The organism is Pseudomonas sp. AC242 (assembly GCF_979258655.1).
Genome location: NZ_OZ409873.1, coordinates 1,997,421 through 2,015,958 on the forward strand (window position 1 = coordinate 1,997,421; position 18,538 = coordinate 2,015,958).

Sequence of the window (18,538 nt, forward strand, 5' to 3'; positions counted from 1 at the left end):
TTGCTTTCTTTGCGTCAATCGACTGCCAGGTTGTCCCGAGCCCACTGTTCAGCCGTAGTGACCTGAATCGACTGCTGTTCGTTGAACGTCCCCGCTTTCGGCCACGACACACCTCTGCCTTGGGCAAATACGGCGCGGTATTTTTTGATGTGGTGAGTGGGGTCTTTTTCCAGTTCCTGCATCAGGTACGGCACCGTCCAGACGTTACGCTTGAACGGACGCCCCAGCACACGTTCAAGCAGGCTCGCCACCTGTCCATACGTCACCGTGTCGCCAGACAGGTACACGATCTCATTGCGAAAGCGCGGTTCGAAGAAAACGATGTCCGCTGTCAGCTTGCCGATGTCCTCGGGTGTCGTGAGCGTCACGCTGGTTTCCAGGCTGCCCAAGGCGTTGACGGTGTCGTTCTCAAAATCGACGACCTCAAATACCGGCTCGAACAGAAAACTGGTGAACATGCCGGTCGAGATGATCACCCATTCGGTTTTATCCTGGGCGCGGAGCAACTCGCGCACGTCGAGTTGCGCATCGAACAAATCCTGCGGGCTGCCCCGGCCAATCACTTCGAAATCGACGCCAAACTGCCAAGGGAAGTAGCGCTTCACGCCGGACCTGAGCGCCGCTGTTGCCAGTTTCATCGGTGTTTCGCGGCCCGCGACCATGCCGGCGCAGCCTATGACGGTGTCGAATGCTGCGAACACTTCGGCCAGTTGATCGATGGAATCGTTGACCAGGTCTGCAGCGACTAGCTGGATGCCCAGACTGCGCAGTTCATCGACTTCCAGTTTTTTCTCGGGGGCTTGCGTGTTGATGGTCGAATCCCTGAGCAGGACGCTGATGGTGCTGCCGGGCGAGCGCTTGGCTACCCGCGCAAGATTGCGCAGCACCGGCAGGCCGAGTTCGCCGGCGCCGAGTACGAGAATGGATTGTGGGGAAGGGTGGGTCGCTGCGGTCATGATGTCTCCTGAGATCCGTCGTCTGTATGATTTGGCGATGCTGGCACGATTGCGCAGCGCTCAGAAGAAGGCACACGCGTGATACCAGGGGGACATATGACCGATGAGGAAACCCTTAGCCAGGCAGAAGCGATCTGCCAGACGCTAAGACGAGACGATGATGGCGTGCGGCGCGAAGTCCTGGCGCACGCCGGCAGCCGCTGGTCACTGGGTATCCTGCATGCCCTGGGTGTGTACGGCACGATGCGTCATGCCGAGATCAAACGGCAAATGACGGGCGTGACTCAGCGCATGTTGACCAAAACGCTGCGCGCGCTGGAACGCGATGGTTTGCTGATACGGCGGGAGTTGGATCAAGTGCCGCCCCATGTCGAGTACGAGCTGACGGCGTTGGGTATGGAGCTGTTGGTTCGCATGTCGCCGATTTGGACTTGGGTTGTGGAGCACGTCGATGATTTTCGCGAGGCGCGTCGGGTGTTTGATGGTCAGAGTGGGAAAAAGCCTGCTTGGCAGGTTCCGGTGGTGGGGTTGGTTGATTCAGAAGGGGCCGATTGAACGCTCGTGTCATTGAATGGTTCGCGCCCGAGAAATCAGCGGCGAATCTATTCAAGAAGGCAGGTGATCGAACCACCACCCTCACGGGCGATGGTTCGATACTTAACGCAGGTTAGATATTCGGGGTGTAAGAGAAACCCTGCGAAGCTTCGGTATCGGTGAATGGCGTGACGCGAGTTTTCTTGTTGAACAGGCCATTGATGACCGAGCCGGGGAACATCTCGATGGCGTTGTTGAACAGTTCGACGTTGCGGTTGTAGATGGTGATGGCGGCGCCGACGTTCTCTTGCTGTTCGGCAATTTCACGCATCATGTTGTTCGCCGCTTCTGATGCTTTCAGGTCAGGGTAGGCCTCGAAAGCGATGCGCAGGCCACCCATCAGCTCCCGGGTGGCGGTTTCAACGGTCGTGAGGGCATTGCCATTGGCGCCCGCAGGCAGGGCGTTGACCGCGCTGCGAAGGCCGGTGATCTTTTCCAGGAGGCTGGCCTCATAGACCATGAAATCTGCGAGCACTTTTTGCAGCTGGTCGAGAACTTTGGTCTTCTGGCGTTCGTAAACGAGGACGTCCGACCATGCACGTTGTACTCGGTTGTGTCCCCCGATAATGCCGTTATAAATGCTGAAGCCCGCTACGATTATGACGACAGCGATAACAGCGGAGAGGATGAGTGCAATGTCCATGGCTTACTTCTCTTGGCGTTGTTTTGGGGGAGTGGCGGTAAAGGTAAAGTTGTCATCGTGCAGCTCACTGAGTGCATGGCTCCATTGGAGCGCAGACATCAGACGCGGCAGTTCGATACCGGCAGAAATTTCTTCGTAAAAATTGTTGGGCGAAGCCAGCGAATACTGGGCACCGAACGCGAACAGGTCGTTGCTCTCAAAGCTTAGGCAGAGCTCTCCACTGTCGGAGAACTCCAGGTTCGGACGATGGAGGATGTCGAACAGCTTCAGCAAGTGGAGCACCGTCGAAGGCTTGATGAATTTCGCACAAAGCATCTCGCTGCGACCGGTCAAACGGAACGCTTTATTGAAATCCGTAGAAGCCGTGTCCATGGGATGCGAATAGTCGTTCTGGGACTGGTAATCAGATCTGACCGATATTCCGGTGACCCATGGAAAGTCGATGACCAAACTGTAGCGATCGTAGTGGTCATAAACCACTCGAGTCTCGGTTTTGGTATTGCCCTTTTCGTCGGTAACCGTGGTGTGCACCTCGCGTCGGTTGACATAGTGCAGCTGGCGGTACGTGAAAGGGAGGTTGCGCAACGTGCCGGTAAATTCACCCTGTATCGACTCGACCAACTTGCGGCTGTAGTCGCCGCGACGGTAATCACCAAATTCCGTGTCCAGCTCCTTGAGGGTCGCGGCCGAGTCTTCTCTCAGGAAAGTCAGTCCGTTGTGGAAATAGGATGACAGTCGAGCAATTCTTTTACTGAGCGACGGCAACCGATCAGATTTGGATTTCATCCATGCCAGACTCCAAACGGCAATCACGATGCCGAGAAAACCAGTACCCATGCCGAACGAGTCGGGATCAATTTCCAACCGGTAAAAGAACAGAGCGACGCTATGGATGTTCCCAATCCAATAAAGGGCCACAGCGCTCGCAAGCAATAACAGGCCGGTGCCGAAACACCACCATGCGCGTGTGCGATCGAATTCGAGCGGGCCGTTGTACAAGGCGAACTCATGGATCACGTTCAGGAGGTCGGCATTGGATTCAGCCCTGTCAATACTGGCTTCGCTCACCGTCAGCAACTCAGTGAGTCGCGCGTTCTGCGATGCGTTGGGCATGTAGACATCCTTCAGCGAGAGCAAGGTCGAAAACTCACAAAAGCATAGCGATGGTGTCCTGGCCTCACTTCGGATTCAGGGATGCCTGGTGCGGGAGCAATGGTCCGGTTTGAGGATTTGGCTCTATTCATAATCTGTCAGAAACATTGAAAAGGAGTGGACGATACCATTGTCATGCGCTGACCGCTTGTGGCGGATACGTGTCTCTGGAAATGGTCGAGCATTCGGCAGGCAGTAGTCTGTGGCCCCTGTCCGTGCGTCGGGCGTTGTCATGACAGTTACCTCGGCGACCGATTGATAAAGACGCAATCCAGCCGCACGCCATTCTGTCATTTGGTCGATGTCAGTTCAGGCAAAGCGGCGTTTATGAAATTCAGGGCGATTCATATGCTTAGAAAGTGTGCGCTGCAATGGCGCACTTAAATTGTCGGACAATGATCGAACTGGCCGGATTCGGAGACTTTCGTAGCACTATCCCGGTGCGGTTGTATAACAGTTACGCACCAAGTTAAGCGCAAAAAGTTTTTTTGATTTTCATTCTTGACAGCTGTTTTTATTTGTTTAAATCTCACTTCGCCGAATGGTTCGGCTTCATTGAGTATAAGGAGAGTGTCATGACTGTTATTAATCTCGAATCGAAAACCCTGGCTAACTGGACTCAAGCAGCAGGTCCGGTTAAAACCACCGTCAAGTGATGTCAGGGCCCGGAAGAAGTTCTTCCGGGCTTTTTGTTTTTACCAGTCTCAAGGACGAGAGAAGTGCCATCCTATATTAGTGATAATATTTTTTTTCTGATCAAGAATAAGCAATTGGTGCTATGGGACTACCAGGCACACAAGCAATATTCCATCTCTCCTCAGTATCTTTGTCGTTTACTGCATCTCAGCCAAAACCCAGACGTAGAGCCGGATACACAAGATTCGATCGACCAGGGATTGCTGGCCGCCGGGGTAGTGTCAGAGAGCGGATTTCCCGCAATGGAATGGGGCTGGGATGATCTTTCCCGCATCTTTCACGTTGGCACTAGCAAGATCGACTATGCGGCGCGACCGGAAAGTGTCGATGAATGGGCGATAGCCTACCAATCGGCATGTGACGAAGCCTTTACTGTTCCAGTGCCGAGGTTAAGGCATGAGAGTAAGGGTAAAGATACAGGGCACTGTATTGCTCTAACACGACCGGTCACTACTCAGAATTATGACTTGCAAAGTACCTTGTCAAAGCGCCGCAGCGTCAGGGAGTTCCTTCCTGTGGCGCTCACGAAGCAGCAGATAGAATTGATTCTTTATTATTCGCTGGCATATCTTCCTTCCCGCGGTCTTGCGACTAGCCAGCTGTGCCCTGATGAACTTCGCCATCGCAGAAGTAGCCCATCAGGTGGCGGACTCAATGCCATTGAGGGATATGTTTACATCAACAATGTCGCGCAGATCCCGCCTGGGTTCTATTACTACAATCCTGTCGAACACCAGTTGGAATCCATAAAAACCGATGACGATTTCAGCTTGGGTCATGCACTCAACGGCCAATTTTTCGCGGAAGATATTCCGTTCGGTATTTTTCTGACGTGCCAGTTTGACCGGCTATGGTGGAAGTATCCGCACTCAAGGGCCTACCGCGTCGCGCTGCTGGACGCCGGTCATATTTCCCAGACCGTGCAGCTTGTTTCAACTGCCTTGGGCCTTGGGACTTGGGTCTCTGCCGCTATTGATGAGGCTTGTCTGGAGCCGATTCTGGGCGATTCCCATCAGTCAGCTCCTTTGTTGTTTGTCGGTGCCGGGGTTAGCACCGGCAGGGACATGCCGGTGGCTTTGGAAGCGCTGCATGCCAGCGGAGGCGCACGAGAAAATGATTAAGCAAGAGTGCTCAATCGACGGCGATGCGTTGATGGTCTTCCTGGACTGGAACGAGGCCGCCACCGTGCGTTCGCGGCCTAACGCCTATGACCTGTCGGGTTGGGCGCAGGGCGGCGAACAGCACAAAGACTGGTTTGTACCGACGGCAACTCCCTGGTTGGCTGATGAGGCTGTTCATTGCCATGGCGACGCCGTCAGGCAGGCGATATTGGCAAGATATCTGGTGATGTTCCTCGACTACACAACTGAGTTAGAGACCCGCATTGTCAATCGCTCGATCACAACCATTGCTCATGATCGAATCGGTTTGGGTTTGTCTCCAGAGTTGAAACTCACAGGGCTCAAGTTATATGCCGATGAGGCCTACCATGCAGTGATGTCGGCAGATGTCGCCAATCAAGTCAGCGCTATTTATGGAATTGCCAATCGGGAAATTACCTCGGAACGCGTGCAGAACATCCGGGCGCTTGTTAACTCGGTAGAGCCTGCCCATACCGAATTGGCTTGGTTTGTTGTTGGATTTGTTTCTGAAACTGTGATTACCAAAGAATTCCTGAAGATCTCCAGGTCAACGGTTTATACGCCCGTCTACCGGATGCTGCGTGACCATCTTGAGGATGAACTCAAGCACTCACTTTATTTTTCGCATCTTTTTACCATTGTTTGGCAGGGTGCTTCGGACGCTCAGAAAACATTCATGGCGGACTTTATCGTTAAAGCCATCTTCGAATTTTTCAGGCTGCATGAAACATGGTTGTACGAGAACTTGAAGCTGGTGGGCGTTGATGCCGCCAGCGCGCAGGTTATCCATGAAAGGCAGCAAGGCAGCGCGCCTCATCGTGCCAGGGCCAGAGCTGGATGTACCGCAACGATAACGGCGATGAAACGCAGTGGTTTTTTCAAAGAACCGATGAACGTGAAGCGCTTTGCCGAGGCAGGGCTTATCGAATGACAGACAAAGGGAGACTACGGTGAACGTTAAACTCAAATCGCCTTCAAAGGCCTCTGCACTTTTCCTGCTGTCGGTCATGGTCGCACTTGGCGTATTCCCGCTCGATGTATTACTGCCGTCTTATCCGGCTCTGGCGGATGCGTTTGGAATGAAGGTCAATGAAGTCACCTACTTTGTGGCGACATTTGCGGTGGGGTTCTCCATCTCTCAGATCGTTGTAGGGCCGCTGTCCGACAAGTATGGCCGGCCTGTCATGCTCAAACTTGGGTTGGTAGTGTCACTGCTGGGTATTGCGGGCTGCCTGCTGTCCAGCACGCAACTGCAGTTTGCCTTGGCGCGAGTCGTGCAGGGCGCAGGGTGCGGATGTTTTGTGTTGGCTCAAGCGATTGTTCAGGATGTCTTCACGGCTGAAGACCGGCAGCGGATTCGCATTTACATGCTGTCGTTAAGCGGGATTTGTATTTCCTTTTCTCCGTTGTTTGGGACGTATCTGCAGTACGCCCTGAATTGGCAGGGGAGTTTCTACGTGTTTGCTGTGCTGGCTGTGATCTTGCTGGGGCAAACACTGTGGTTTTTTCCCAAATTACCGGATCAGTCGCTAACGTCGCGATCGCAAAAGCTGGAAATTCTCAAGCGTTATGCGGATATCTTCAGCTATAAACCTTTCGTGTATTCGTGGATGACATCGGCTATGGCCTTTTCCTGTCATTTTGGATTCATTGCTATTTCTCCCATCATCTTTCTCGAAACGCTCCGGGTGTCCTCGTTGAGTTACTCATTTGTGCTACTGGCCTACGGAGGCGCCTATGTGGTGGGCGGGTTATTGGCCACCCGGTTATCCAGAACACTGACGATCGACACTCAAATCAAGGTGGGATTGGCTATCTCCGGGCTGTCCGGCCTGATCATGGTGGGGTTGATTCAGTTCCAGCTCTCTATCGCTACAGTGGCCATCCCAATGATCATCTGTACGCTAGGAACGACACTGGTCAGGCCCGCCGCCGCCTCCAGGGCCATGGAGATGTTCAGCGAGAAAGCGGGGGCCTCGTCGGCGGCGGGCGGCACCCTCATGTTCGTGACGGCTGGCGTCGTCAGCGTGCTGCTCGCCGTCGCCCCCTTTCCTCCGCTGGCGAGCCTGTCCGTGTTCATTTTGATCGCAACGGTACTTGGCTATGGTTTCAACAAATGGGGCGTCGCTGAGGACCCGGCGCTTGAGAGCGTTGCTGCCAAGTGACCGCTAGCTGGCAACCCTGGCCCTCACCCCAGCCCTCTCCCGGAGGGAGAGGGGGCCGACCGAGGTGTGTTGCGGGGTGCATCGACCTGGAAGACCGTGGTGATTATGGCTTTGGTTATTCTGGGATTTTGCGAGTAGAAGCGGCCCTCACCCCAGCCCTCTCCCGGAGTGAGAGGGGGCCGACCGAGGTGTGTTGCGGGGTGCATCGACCTGGAAGATCTTAGTGATTATGGCTTTGGTGATTCTGGGATTTTGCGAGTAGAAGCGGCCCTCACCCCAGCCCTCTCCCGGAGTGAGAGGGGGCCGACCGAGGTGTGTTGCGGGGTGCATCGACCTGGAAGATCTTAGTGATTATGGCTTTGGTGATTCTGGGATTTTGCGAGTAGAAGCGGCCCTCACCCCAGCCCTCTCCCGGAGTGAGAGGGGGCCGACCGAGGTGTCTTGCGGGGTGCATCGACCTGGAAGATCTTGGTGATTATGGCTTTGGTGATTCTGGGATTTTGCGAGTAGAAGCGGCCCTCACTCCAGCCCTCTCCCGGAGTGAGAGGGGGCCGACCGAGGTGTGTTGCGGGGTACGTCGACCTGGAAGACCTTGGCGATTATGGCTTTGATGAAAGGCCTTGGCGATTATGGTTTGGTGAAGGGCCTTCGATTTGGCTTTGTGAGCTTGGCCATTTTGGATTCAATGAAAGACGTTCAAGTCGGTGCAGCTTTCGAATATCCCCGAATCGGTTCCCTCTCCCTTGGGAGAGGGCTAGGGTGAGGGGCTTTCGGGTTCGGGACATCAAAGTTTCCAGCCTAGCCAACGGCGGCGCATCTTGGTTGCGGTCGAATACCTGAATGCCAATCTTGAGTAAGCGGCCGTTTTCGGCTGCGCTGATCACCTGTTCACACCGCAACAACAACCGCCCCTGATCACAATCCAGCGCTTTCATACCCATCGGCAACTTCCCTTCCAACCGCAACTCCGCCATCCGACTCTGCGCTGCAATCATCGCCACCGACCGATCCCGCAAAATCCCACTACTCTGCGTCATCAACCCCGCCACCCGCACAGCCGCCGACATCGCCACGGCAATAATCGCCAGCGCCACCAGCACCTCAATCAACGTGAAACCCGCTTCCCGCGAACGCGCACGCATACATGGCCCAAAACCCAAACCCAGCCCTCGACGCTAACCCCCGTCCTTGACGGCTTGACGACGAAAACACCCGAGGATTTTCAACATCACTGACATATCTTCTTGCAACACTGCGCGTCGAATCGAATCAAACCAGGGTATGTCGAGATGGATATCGCACCTTTCAAATCGCTTCAGCAACCGATGCGCACGCCGCGTGGGCAGCAGGGTTTTACCCTGATCGAGATCATGGTGGTCGTGGTGATTCTGGGGATTCTGGCGGCGATGGTGGTGCCCAAGGTGCTCGATCGGCCGGATCAGGCGCGGGCGACGGCGGCGAAGCAGGATATTGGTGGGTTGATGCAGGCGTTGAAGTTGTATCGCCTCGATCACGGCACTTACCCGAGCATGAACCAAGGGCTGAAGGTGTTGGTGGAGCGGCCGGCGGATGCGAAGAACAGCAATTGGCGCTCGTACCTGGAGCGCTTGCCGAACGATCCGTGGGGGCGTCCTTATCAGTACCTCAACCCTGGCGCCAATGGCGAGATCGACATCTTTTCCCTCGGTGCCGACGGTCAGCCGGACGGCGACGGCGTGAATGCCGATATCGGTTCCTGGCAGTTGTAAGGCCGGCCATGAACAGCCGCTCGCCTGAGGGGGCGAAGCAACAGGGCATGGCGATTATCAGCGCGTTGTTGATTGCGGCCGTGGTGGCGGTGATTGCGGCGGGCATGTTGACGCGCCAGAGCGTGTCGACCCGGGCGCTGGAGGCGGATCAGCAGCGCGTACAGGGGCGTTGGCTGGTGCAGGGCGGGTTGGAGATCAGCCGTCAATTGTTGTGGGACGCACGTCAGCGCGATCCGTTGACCCGGCTCGATCAGCCGTGGGCGCAGCGGCTCTCCGCGCAAGGTTTTGAAGGGCGGCTGGAGGATGAGCAGGGCAAGTTCAACCTGCGCAATCTGGTGGCCAACGAGCGGGTTGATGAGGCGCAGGTGGCGGCGTTTCAGCGCTTGTGTGAGTTGATCGGGGTCAGTGCCGGGTTGAGTCAACGCATCAGTCAGCGGGTGATTGCCTCGTACCCGCGACTGCTGAATCCGCAGATGGCCGAGGCGCCGAAAAGTGGTTTCGACAGTGGTCGCGCCACTTCGCCCAACGCTTCACACAAACCGCAGAATCCGACGCTGCCGATGCTGCGCAGCATCGATGATCTGCGCAGTGTCGACGGCGTGAATGAGGCGGTGATGGGCAAGCTGGCGCCGTACCTGACGGTGATCCCCGCAACCACTTGGCTCAACGGCAACACCGCCACCGCGCCAGTTTTGGCTGCTTACGTGCCGGGGCTGTCGTTGGAGCGTGCCAATGCGCTGATCGCCGAGCGCGATGCCGGGCGCTGGTTTATCAACCGTGGCGACTTCGTTAACCGTTTGCGCCTGCCGCAACTGGAGCTGACCAGCGTCAAGGTCGGCATCACCAGTGACTGGTTTCGCCTGCGCGGCGAGGCGCGGCGCGATCAGCGGCGGGTCAGTCTTGAGGCGTTGCTGCATCGCAGCCAGGACCGCTTGCCGCAGGTGATTTGGTCGCGGGTGGGCGTATGAGCCAGTTGAAAGTGGCGTTGCCGCCCTTGGCGGAGCTGGATCTGCACAGTCAATTGCATTGCGCCTGGCTGGATCGTCAGGGCCAGGTTACGCGGGAAGAACGCCTCAGCCTGAGCCAGTTGAGCCAGCAGGCGAAACTGCCGCCGCTGGTGTGTTTTCTGCACCCGGCTGACAGCCTGTTGGCGAGTCTCGATTTGCCGCCGCTGCCGGCGAACAAGATTGTCGCGGCGGTGCAGTGTGCGGCGCAGGCCTTGATGCTCGGCGACAGCAGCGAGATGCACATCGCGCACAGTTCGCGGGACGAGGCCGGGCAGGTGCAGATCGCCTGGGCGCCTCGGCAGCAGTTATTGAGTTTTGGGCAATTGCTGAAAAGCGCTGGGCTGAACCTGCGCGGTCTCTATCCGGCGCCGTACCGTTTGCCGGTGCTGCCCGGCACCGTGGCGTGCGTGCAAGACGGGCATCTGTTGTTGCGCGATAGCGTGCAAGCGGCACGGGTGCAGCCGTTGTTCGATGACGGTTTCGACGGTGTCGTGTGGGAACCGGGCGTCACTTTGCATTGGATCGGTGAGCAACCACCGTCGGGTGCTGAACTGCCGATGGCGGATGCGCAGCGCTGGATCGGGCCGCTACCGGGGTGGGGACTGCATGGCGCGGTCCAGCAACAAAAAAACGAGCATCGCGGCTGGGGCAGGGCGATCGCCCTGTCAGCGTTGGCCGTGGCTGTTTGGGTGATCGGTTTGAATCTGTATGCCGCCCGTGAGGCGAGTAAGGGCCAGCAGCTGAAAGCCCAGATGAACCTGCGGGTAAAGCAGGCCTTCCCCGAGTTGCCGGTGATCCTCAACCCGTTGCAACAGGCGCGTCAGCAACTGGCGGCGCGGCAGAAGGGCGCGGCGGATGATCCGGCGCAGACGTTCAATCGTCTGGTGTTGCAGGCCGGCAGCGGCATGCCGTCGATGGCTGGCAGTGTCGAGCGGCTGGCGTTTGTCGACGGTGCCTTGCAACTGAGTCTGCTCAGCGAAGCCCGTCGTGGCGGCAATGATCAGGAGTGGCAAAGCACCTTGGCCCAGGCCGGCATCAGCGTCACTGCCGATGACGAGGGTTGGACCTTGCGTCCGGCCACTGAAGCCAGCCCAAGTGAAAGCGATGACAGCGGCGGAGCAGAAGAAGATGAATAAGGCCTCGCTCGCGCTCTACCGCGCCAAGTGGCAACGCTTCAAAGCTCAGGTGCAGGCGCGTTGGCAGCCGTTGGCCCTGCGTGAAAAGCGCATGGTTGCCGCCATGGCCATAGCGCTGATCGGCCTGTTGCTGTGGGTCGCGCTGATCCAGCCGCCGCTGAAGAAAATCACCTATTGGCAAACCGAGACGCCAAAGCTGCGCGCGCAGACCGAGGCGCTGGAAGTGCTGCTGCGCGAAGTCAGCGTGCGCCCGGACGGGCAAAGCGTGGCGCAGTCTCTGGAGCAGACCCTTCAGGCCAGTGGCCTGGCGGGGCATTACCAATTACAGGAGGCACAGGGTGCCTGGCAGTTGACCTTCGACGCGGCGCCGGCCGATGCCGTGCTCGACTGGCTGTTGAGCAACCCGGCACAACTTTCTCTGCAAGTGGTCGAGGCCCGTTTGCAACGCGCAGACAACCCCTCGACCGAAGTCACCGCCGGCACTTTGTCAGGCACCGTTCGCATGGATCAGGCGCTGGGCGCTAAGGAAGCTTCATGAAGGGGTCAGGATCCAAACCGGCACGTCTGGCGTTGCCGATGCTGCTGATGGCGTTGAGCGCGTGCAGCAACACCAGCACACCGCAAAACCAGCCGCCATTGCTGGTCGACAGTGAACTCGGGCGGCCGCTGGCCAATACTCAGCGCAGCGGCGACGCGGTGCTCGACCGCGAACGCGCACAGGCCCAAGCGCGACCGGCGCCCAAGCAATTGCACAACATCAGCAAGAGTGCGCGCAGCGGTGCGGCGTCGTCGGGCATTGCGTTGCCGAGCAATCCTTTGGGCGATCAACCAGTGACGCTGAATTTTGTCGACGCCGATATTCAAGCGGTGGTGCGCGCGTTGGCGCGATCGACCGGGCAGCAGTTTCTGGTCGACCCTCGGGTCAAGGGCACGTTGACCCTGGTCTCGGAAGGTCAGGTGCCGGCGCGGCAGGCTTACGACATGTTGTTGGCGGCGTTGCGTATGCAGGGTTTCAGTGTGGTGGATGTCGGCGGCGTGGCGCAGGTGGTGCCGGAGGCGGATGCCAAGCTGCTGGGTGGGCCGATTTACAGCGCTGACAAACCGGCGGGTAACGGCATGCTCACGCGCACGTTTCGCCTGCAATACGAAAACGCGGTGAATCTGATTCCGGTGCTGCGGCCGATTGTTTCGCCGAACAACCCGATCAACGCCTATCCCGGCAATAACACCATCGTCATCACCGATTACGCCGAGAACCTGACCCGCGTTGCGCAGTTGATCGCGAGCATTGATTCGCCGAGTGCGATTGACACCGATGTGGTGCAGATTCAGAACGGCATCGCTGCTGACATCGCGCCGATGGTCGCGGATTTGCTGGATGCGCCGGGCAATGATCCGACGCAGAAAATAGCGGTGATCGGAGATCCGCGCTCCAACACCATCATCATTCGCGCCGGCAGTCCGGAGCGTACGGAGCTGGCGCGTAACCTGATTTACAAACTGGATAACGCGCAGAGCAATCCGAGCAACCTGCATGTGGTTTATCTGCGTAACGCGCAAGCGGCGAAACTGGCGCAGGCCTTGCGCGGGTTACTCACCGGTGAGAGTGATAGCGGCACCAGTGACAGTGCGCGTTCGGTGCTTAGTGCGATGGGTGCAAGTACTGGCGGCAGCGCTGGGCAGAACGGCCAGAGCGGCACGCAAACCAGCGGCACGACATCGACCAGCAATAGCAGCGGCAGTGCCGGTGGCAGTTACGCACAAGGCAGTGGCGGCACCAGTAGCAGCGGTAATCAGGCGAGCGAACAGAACGTCGCCTTCAGTGCCGGCGGGGTAACGATTCAGGCCGACGCCACCACCAACACTTTGCTGATTTCCGCGCCGGAGCCGTTGTATCGCAACCTGCGCGAGGTGATCGATCTGCTCGACCAGCGCCGCGCGCAAGTGGTGATCGAAAGCCTGATCGTCGAAGTCGGCGAGGACGATGCCAGTGAGTTCGGCGTGCAATGGCAGACCGGCAACCTCGGCGGCAAAGGCGTGATCGGCGGGGCGAATCTGGGTGGTTCGGGGATCAACACCAACGGCAAGACCAGCATCGATGTGTTGCCGCAGGGTTTGAACCTGGGTTACGTCAACGGCACCGTCGACATTCCCGGTATCGGCAAGATTCTCGACCTGAAAGTGCTGGCCCGGGCCTTGAAAAGCAAGGGCGGCACCAACGTACTGTCAACGCCGAACCTGCTGACCCTGGACAACGAAGCGGCGAGTATTTTTGTCGGCCAGACCATTCCGTTTGTCAGCGGCAGTTACGTCACTGGCGGTGGCGGCACCAGCAATAACCCGTTCCAGACTGTGACCCGGGAAGAGGTTGGACTGAAGCTCAACGTGCGCCCGCAGATTTCCGAGGGCGGTACGGTGAAGCTCGATATCTATCAGGAAGTCAGCAGTATTGATGAGCGGGCTTCGGCCAGTGCCAATTCTGCGGGGATTGTCACCAACAAACGCGCGATCGACACTAGCATTCTGCTTGATGACGGGCAGATCATGGTCCTCGGTGGGTTGCTGCAGGATGGTTATAGCCAGAGCAATGACGCGGTGCCGTGGCTGGGCAGTCTGCCGGGGATTGGCGCGCTGTTTCGCAACGAGCGCCGGGCGATTACCAAGACCAACCTGATGGTCTTTCTGCGTCCGTACATCATTCGCGACAGCGAAGCGGGGCGCAGCATCACCCTCAACCGCTACGACTTTATGCGCCGTGCGCAGGGCGGTTTGCAACCGGAACGCAGCTGGGCGATGCCGGACATGCAGGCGCCGCAATTGCCGACAGCGGCGCAGGGCGTACCGGCGGTTTTACCGGGGTCGGGTCCGCGCGCCACTATCAAAGCGGTGCCCATCCAATGATTCCGCCATCGCCTCTTGATCTGGAAAACCGATTTGTAGGAGCTGCCGAAGGCTGCGATCTTTTGATCCTGCTCTTCGACGGACCCAAACGACCAAAGATCAAAAGATCGCAGCCTTCGGCAGCTCCTACAGGGATTGGGGAGGGCATGAGATGAGTGCGCTGCCTTACGCCTGGGCCAAGGCGCAGCGGATTTTGTTGTGTGATGGCGTGCTGACCGTTTGCCCGTCAACGCCGGGCTGGTCGATCAGCGAGGCGCGGCGGCAGTTCGGTGCGACCACGATTCAACGCGTACGCGATGACGAACTCGACGGTTTGCTCGCCGCTGCCTATGCCGACACCGGCAGTGCGGCGGCAGTGGTCGGCGCAGCAGAAAACGAAGTCGACCTCGACCGCTTGATGCAAGACATGCCGGAAATCACCGATCTGCTCGACACCCAGGACGGTGCGCCGGTGATCCGCATGATCAACGCCTTGCTCACCCAAGCCGCCCGCGATGAAGCCAGCGACATTCACATCGAGCCGTTCGAAACCCATTCCGTGGTGCGCTACCGCGTCGACGGCACGTTGCGTGACGTGGTCTCGCCGCGCAAGGCCTTGCACGGTGCATTGGTGTCGCGGATCAAGATCATGGCGCAGCTCGACATCGCCGAAAAACGCCTGCCGCAGGACGGTCGCATCGCGTTGCGCGTGGCCGGGCGGCCGATCGATATTCGTGTTTCAACGGTACCGACCGGGCATGGCGAAAGGGTGGTGATGCGTCTGCTCGACAAACAGGCCGGGCGCCTGCATCTGGAAACCCTCGGCATGGACGCGCAAGTGCTGGCCAAGCTCGATCATCTGATTCGCCAGCCCCACGGCATCGTTTTGGTCACCGGGCCGACCGGCAGCGGCAAAACCACCAGCCTCTACGCCGCACTGGCGCGGCTCGATGCGAGCACCAGCAACATCCTCACCGTGGAAGATCCGGTGGAATATGACCTGCCGGGCATCAGCCAGATTCAGGTCAACGCCAAGATCGACATGACCTTTGCCCTCGCACTGCGGGCAATTCTGCGCCAAGACCCGGACATCATCATGATCGGTGAAATCCGCGATCTCGAAACCGCGCAAATCGCCGTGCAAGCCTCGCTGACCGGTCACTTGGTGCTGGCAACCTTGCACACCAACGACGCGGTGTCGGCGGTCAACCGCTTGATCGATATGGGCGTCGAACCGTTTCTGCTAGCGTCGTCGATGCTCGGCGTGCTTGCGCAACGCTTGGTGCGGCGCCTGTGCAATCACTGCAAACAGGAAGACCCGGCGACACCGGGGACGTGGCGCCCGGTCGGTTGCCCGGCGTGCAATCAAACCGGTTACAGCGGCCGCACCGGCATCCACGAATTGTTCTGCATCGACGACGACATCCGCACCCTGATTCATCAAGGTGCAGGGGAGCAGGCCTTGCGCGCATCAGCCGCCAAGGCCGGGATGTTCAGCCTGCGCGAGGACGGTGAGCGCTGGATCCGTAGCGGCGCCACCGCCCCTGAAGAAATCCTCCGTGTGACACGGGACGCCTGATGAATCGCTATCGTTTTGAAGCTGCTGATGCCACTGGCAAGATCGAATCCGGGCACCTTGAGGCGGACAGTCAAAGCGCCGCTTTCACAACATTACGCGGGCGCGGTTTGACCGCGCTGTCGGTGCACAAGGAAAGCAACGTCGCCCAGCACGGTGGCGGTGGACTGTTCAGCGCCAAGCTCTCGGACAACGATCTGGCCTGGGCCACGCGGCAACTGGCGAGTCTGTTGGGCGCGAGTCTGCCGTTGGAAGCAGCGCTGAGTGCCACGGTCGAGCAGGCCGAAAAAAAGCACATCGCCCACACCCTCAGCGCTGTGCGTGCGGATGTGCGCAGTGGCATGCGTCTGGCCGAGTCGCTGGCGGCGCGGCCACGGGATTTTCCTGAGATCTATCGCGCGTTGATTGCGGCTGGCGAGGAGTCCGGGGATCTGGCGCAGGTCATGGAGCGGCTGGCCGATTACATCGAGGAACGCAACAACCTGCGCGGCAAGATTCTCACCGCGTTTATCTATCCGGGTGTGGTGGGTCTGGTGTCGATCGGCATTGTGATTTTCCTGCTCAGCTATGTGGTGCCGCAGGTGGTCAGTGCGTTTTCCCAGGCGCGGCAGGATTTGCCTGGGTTGACGTTGGCGATGCTAAACGCCAGTGATTTCATAAGGGCGTGGGGCTGGTTGTGTGCGGCGATCATCGCAGGGGCGTTCTGGAGCTGGCGCCTGTACCTGCGCAATCCGGCGGCACGTTTGAGTTGGCATCACCGGGTGCTGAAGTTGCCGCTGTTCGGGCGTTTTATTCTGGGCCTGAACACCGCGCGATTCGCTTCGACTCTGGCGATTCTCGGCGGCGCCGGGGTGCCGTTGTTGCGTGCACTGGAGGCGGCGCGGCAGACCTTGTCCAATGATCGCTTGAGTTTGAGCGTCACTGAGGCCACGGCCAAGGTGCGTGAGGGCGTGAACCTGGCGGCAGCGTTGCGCGTGGAGAATGTGTTTCCACCGGTGCTGATTCATTTGATTGCCAGCGGCGAGAAAACCGGTTCACTGCCACCGATGCTTGAGCGTGCGGCGCAAACCCTGTCGCGTGATATCGAACGGCGGGCAATGGGCATGACCGCACTGCTGGAGCCGCTGATGATTGTGGTAATGGGCGGGGTGGTGCTGGTGATTGTGATGGCGGTGTTGTTGCCGATCATTGAGATCAATCAACTGGTCCAATAGTGCTGTTGTTGAGTAGGGCCTCATCGCGAGCAGGCGAAGGCCTACATTTGAAATGCGTTCCCCTGTAGGAGTGAGCCTGCTCGCGATAAGGTCAGCTCAGGAAAAGAATCTGTAAAACTTTTACAGCGCATTCGACCATCACCCGACCCTCAAAAAAACCATCCTCGGGTTCTCCTTTCTGTCATCTGCAACCACCCGCCAACGCCTCCAGCCCGATTCAGCCAAACCCCCGCCCCAGACGCTGCGCAGCACCCGACAAACACCCGAGAAAATCCCTTCGGAAACACCTCACAGCTCCCGAGGTTTTTTCCTTTATCTGTCACCGGAAACTGCGAATTTCTCAGTGCGACTTAACCAAGGCCAGCGCTAGCGAGGGCCCCGGTGAGTCCTCCCAGTGTCATGCAAGCAACCCCGAAACCTGTGTTCACAACCCAGTTGAAAAGGAGATTCTTCATGTTCAAGCGCACTCTGATCGCCGCCTCACTGACCGTCGCCGCTCTGGCTTCCGCCCAGGCCATGGCCGCCAACGTTACCGGTGGTGGCGCGACTCTGCCTGCCGCTCTGTACAAAGGTTCTGCCAACAGCATCCTGCCAGCCAACTTCAGCTACCTGGGCACCGGTAGCGGCACTGGCAAAACGGCTTTCCTGACCAACAACTCCGCGCTGTTCAGCACCACCGGTTCGGTGCACTTCGCCGGTAGCGACTCGATCCTCAGCGCTACGGAAATCAGCACCTACAACAGCACCTACGGCGCTTCGTACGGCCCGCTGATCCAACTGCCTTCGGTGGCCACTTCGGTTGCCATTCCGTACAAAAAGTCTGGCCAGACCGCGCTGAACCTGACCAGCACTCAGCTGTGTGATGCCTTCTCGGGCGCCAAAACCACTTGGGGTGCGCTGTTGGGTACTGCCGACACCACGCCGATTCGCGTTGTTTATCGCAACGTTTCCAGCGGCACTTCGGAAATCCTCACTCGCCACCTGAACTCGATCTGCCCGACCAAGTTCGCCACCAACTCCACCTTCACCAACGCTCGCCTGCCAGCCGGCTCCGCACTGCCAGCGAACTGGGTGGGTGTTGCCGGTACGTCTGACGTCGCCACCCAGGTCAACGCCGTTGACGGTTCGATCGGTTACGTCGGTCCGGACGGTGTGAACGCTGCGAGCAACGCTGTTGTTGCCCGCGTCAACGGCGTGCAGCCAACCACTGCCAACGTTTCCCTGGCATTGGGTTCGGCCGCTCTGCCAGCCGCGCCTGCCAACCCGGCGCAGTGGGTACCGGTTGTGCCTAACCCGGCGAGCGGCTACCCGATCGTCGCTTACACCAACTTCATCTTCGGTCAGTGCTACAAGGATGCAACCGTGGCCAACGATGTACGCAGCTTCCTGACCACTCACTACAGCAACCCGGGCAACAACGCTGCCACCATCGCGCACAGCTTCACTCCGGTTCCAACCAACTGGAAAGCCGCTGTGACCGCCAACTTCGTCACCAACTCTTCGGGCAACAACCTGGACATCAACAACGCCAGCGTCTGCAACGCTATCGGTCGTCCTTTGTAAGCTTCGCTTCAGTCGCAATGCAATCGCAGCAGCCTTCGGGCTGCTGCTTTTTTTTGGCCGATCTAC

General features: G+C 58.4%; 15 protein-coding genes and 1 pseudogene. 12 read left to right on the plus strand and 4 right to left on the minus strand.

What is annotated here, in order from left to right; all coding sequences use genetic code 11:
- Nucleotides 1-14: 14 nt before the first annotated feature.
- The gene (locus ACZZ0A_RS09225) at nucleotides 15-956 is read right to left on the minus strand and encodes an aromatic alcohol reductase (protein WP_463542915.1); all 942 of its coding nucleotides are present in this window, start codon (nucleotides 954-956) and stop codon (nucleotides 15-17) included.
- A 96-nt stretch (nucleotides 957-1,052) separates the two neighbouring features.
- Here ACZZ0A_RS09225 and ACZZ0A_RS09230 point away from each other — a divergent pair, with 96 nt between their 5' ends.
- Nucleotides 1,053-1,511: a winged helix-turn-helix transcriptional regulator gene (locus ACZZ0A_RS09230; RefSeq protein ID WP_095122810.1), complete on the plus strand. Its 459-nt coding sequence runs from the start codon at nucleotides 1,053-1,055 to the stop codon at nucleotides 1,509-1,511.
- Nucleotides 1,512-1,623: 112 nt separating this feature from the next.
- Here ACZZ0A_RS09230 and ACZZ0A_RS09235 read toward each other — a convergent pair whose 3' ends face one another.
- A complete protein-coding gene (locus ACZZ0A_RS09235; RefSeq protein ID WP_463542916.1) occupies nucleotides 1,624-2,193 on the minus strand; it encodes a LemA family protein in 570 nt (189 codons plus the stop codon).
- A 3-nt stretch (nucleotides 2,194-2,196) separates the two neighbouring features.
- Nucleotides 2,197-3,306, minus strand: coding sequence for a hypothetical protein (locus ACZZ0A_RS09240; protein WP_095111423.1), 1,110 nt, complete (start codon nucleotides 3,304-3,306; stop codon nucleotides 2,197-2,199).
- 758 nt (nucleotides 3,307-4,064) lie between these two features.
- Here ACZZ0A_RS09240 and ACZZ0A_RS09245 point away from each other — a divergent pair.
- The 3 genes from ACZZ0A_RS09245 to ACZZ0A_RS09255 are packed head-to-tail and all read left to right on the plus strand — an operon-like array spanning nucleotide 4,065 to nucleotide 7,348.
- The gene (locus tag ACZZ0A_RS09245; protein WP_463542917.1) at nucleotides 4,065-5,162 is read left to right on the plus strand and encodes a SagB/ThcOx family dehydrogenase; all 1,098 of its coding nucleotides are present in this window, start codon (nucleotides 4,065-4,067) and stop codon (nucleotides 5,160-5,162) included.
- Nucleotides 5,155-6,114 carry a diiron oxygenase gene (locus ACZZ0A_RS09250; RefSeq protein WP_463542918.1) on the plus strand — a complete coding sequence of 320 codons (960 nt, stop codon included), beginning with the start codon at nucleotides 5,155-5,157 and terminating at the stop codon, nucleotides 6,112-6,114. Before ACZZ0A_RS09245 ends, ACZZ0A_RS09250 begins: the two co-directional genes overlap by 8 nt.
- Before the next feature lie 19 nt (nucleotides 6,115-6,133).
- Entirely contained in the window at nucleotides 6,134-7,348 is a 1,215-nt protein-coding gene (locus tag ACZZ0A_RS09255) for an MFS transporter (protein ID WP_007919039.1), read from the plus strand.
- Nucleotides 7,349-8,121: 773 nt separating this feature from the next.
- Here ACZZ0A_RS09255 and gspI read toward each other — a convergent pair.
- Nucleotides 8,122-8,490: pseudogene (gene gspI / locus ACZZ0A_RS09260) on the minus strand (type II secretion system minor pseudopilin GspI); the annotation flags it as partial.
- 147 nt (nucleotides 8,491-8,637) lie between these two features.
- On the opposite strand from gspI, the gene gspG reads away from it, so the two are divergent.
- From gspG to ACZZ0A_RS09300, 8 genes are all read left to right on the plus strand, one after another.
- On the plus strand, nucleotides 8,638-9,096 hold the full coding sequence (gene gspG / locus ACZZ0A_RS09265) for a type II secretion system major pseudopilin GspG (protein WP_038368790.1): 459 nt from the start codon (nucleotides 8,638-8,640) through the stop codon (nucleotides 9,094-9,096).
- Between the two features lie 8 nt (nucleotides 9,097-9,104).
- Nucleotides 9,105-10,064: a type II secretion system minor pseudopilin GspK gene (gspK, locus tag ACZZ0A_RS09270; RefSeq protein ID WP_463542919.1), complete on the plus strand. Its 960-nt coding sequence runs from the start codon at nucleotides 9,105-9,107 to the stop codon at nucleotides 10,062-10,064.
- Complete coding sequence (gspL, locus tag ACZZ0A_RS09275; protein WP_463542920.1) at nucleotides 10,061-11,239, plus strand: type II secretion system protein GspL; 1,179 nt, start codon at nucleotides 10,061-10,063, stop codon at nucleotides 11,237-11,239. Before gspK ends, gspL begins: the two co-directional genes overlap by 4 nt.
- Nucleotides 11,232-11,777 carry a type II secretion system protein GspM gene (gspM, locus tag ACZZ0A_RS09280; RefSeq protein ID WP_463542921.1) on the plus strand — a complete coding sequence of 182 codons (546 nt, stop codon included), beginning with the start codon at nucleotides 11,232-11,234 and terminating at the stop codon, nucleotides 11,775-11,777. Before gspL ends, gspM begins: the two co-directional genes overlap by 8 nt.
- Nucleotides 11,774-14,140 (plus strand): type II secretion system secretin GspD, encoded by a 2,367-nt coding sequence (gene gspD / locus ACZZ0A_RS09285; RefSeq protein WP_463542922.1) that lies wholly within the window; start codon nucleotides 11,774-11,776, stop codon nucleotides 14,138-14,140. Before gspM ends, gspD begins: the two co-directional genes overlap by 4 nt.
- Nucleotides 14,141-14,291: 151 nt before the next feature.
- On the plus strand, nucleotides 14,292-15,698 hold the full coding sequence (gene gspE / locus ACZZ0A_RS09290; protein WP_007918200.1) for a type II secretion system ATPase GspE: 1,407 nt from the start codon (nucleotides 14,292-14,294) through the stop codon (nucleotides 15,696-15,698).
- Entirely contained in the window at nucleotides 15,698-16,909 is a 1,212-nt protein-coding gene (gene gspF, locus ACZZ0A_RS09295; RefSeq protein ID WP_007918198.1) for a type II secretion system inner membrane protein GspF, read from the plus strand. Before gspE ends, gspF begins: the two co-directional genes overlap by 1 nt.
- Nucleotides 16,910-17,362: 453 nt before the next feature.
- Entirely contained in the window at nucleotides 17,363-18,472 is a 1,110-nt protein-coding gene (locus ACZZ0A_RS09300; RefSeq protein ID WP_007918196.1) for a substrate-binding domain-containing protein, read from the plus strand.
- Nucleotides 18,473-18,538: the final 66 nt, after the last annotated feature.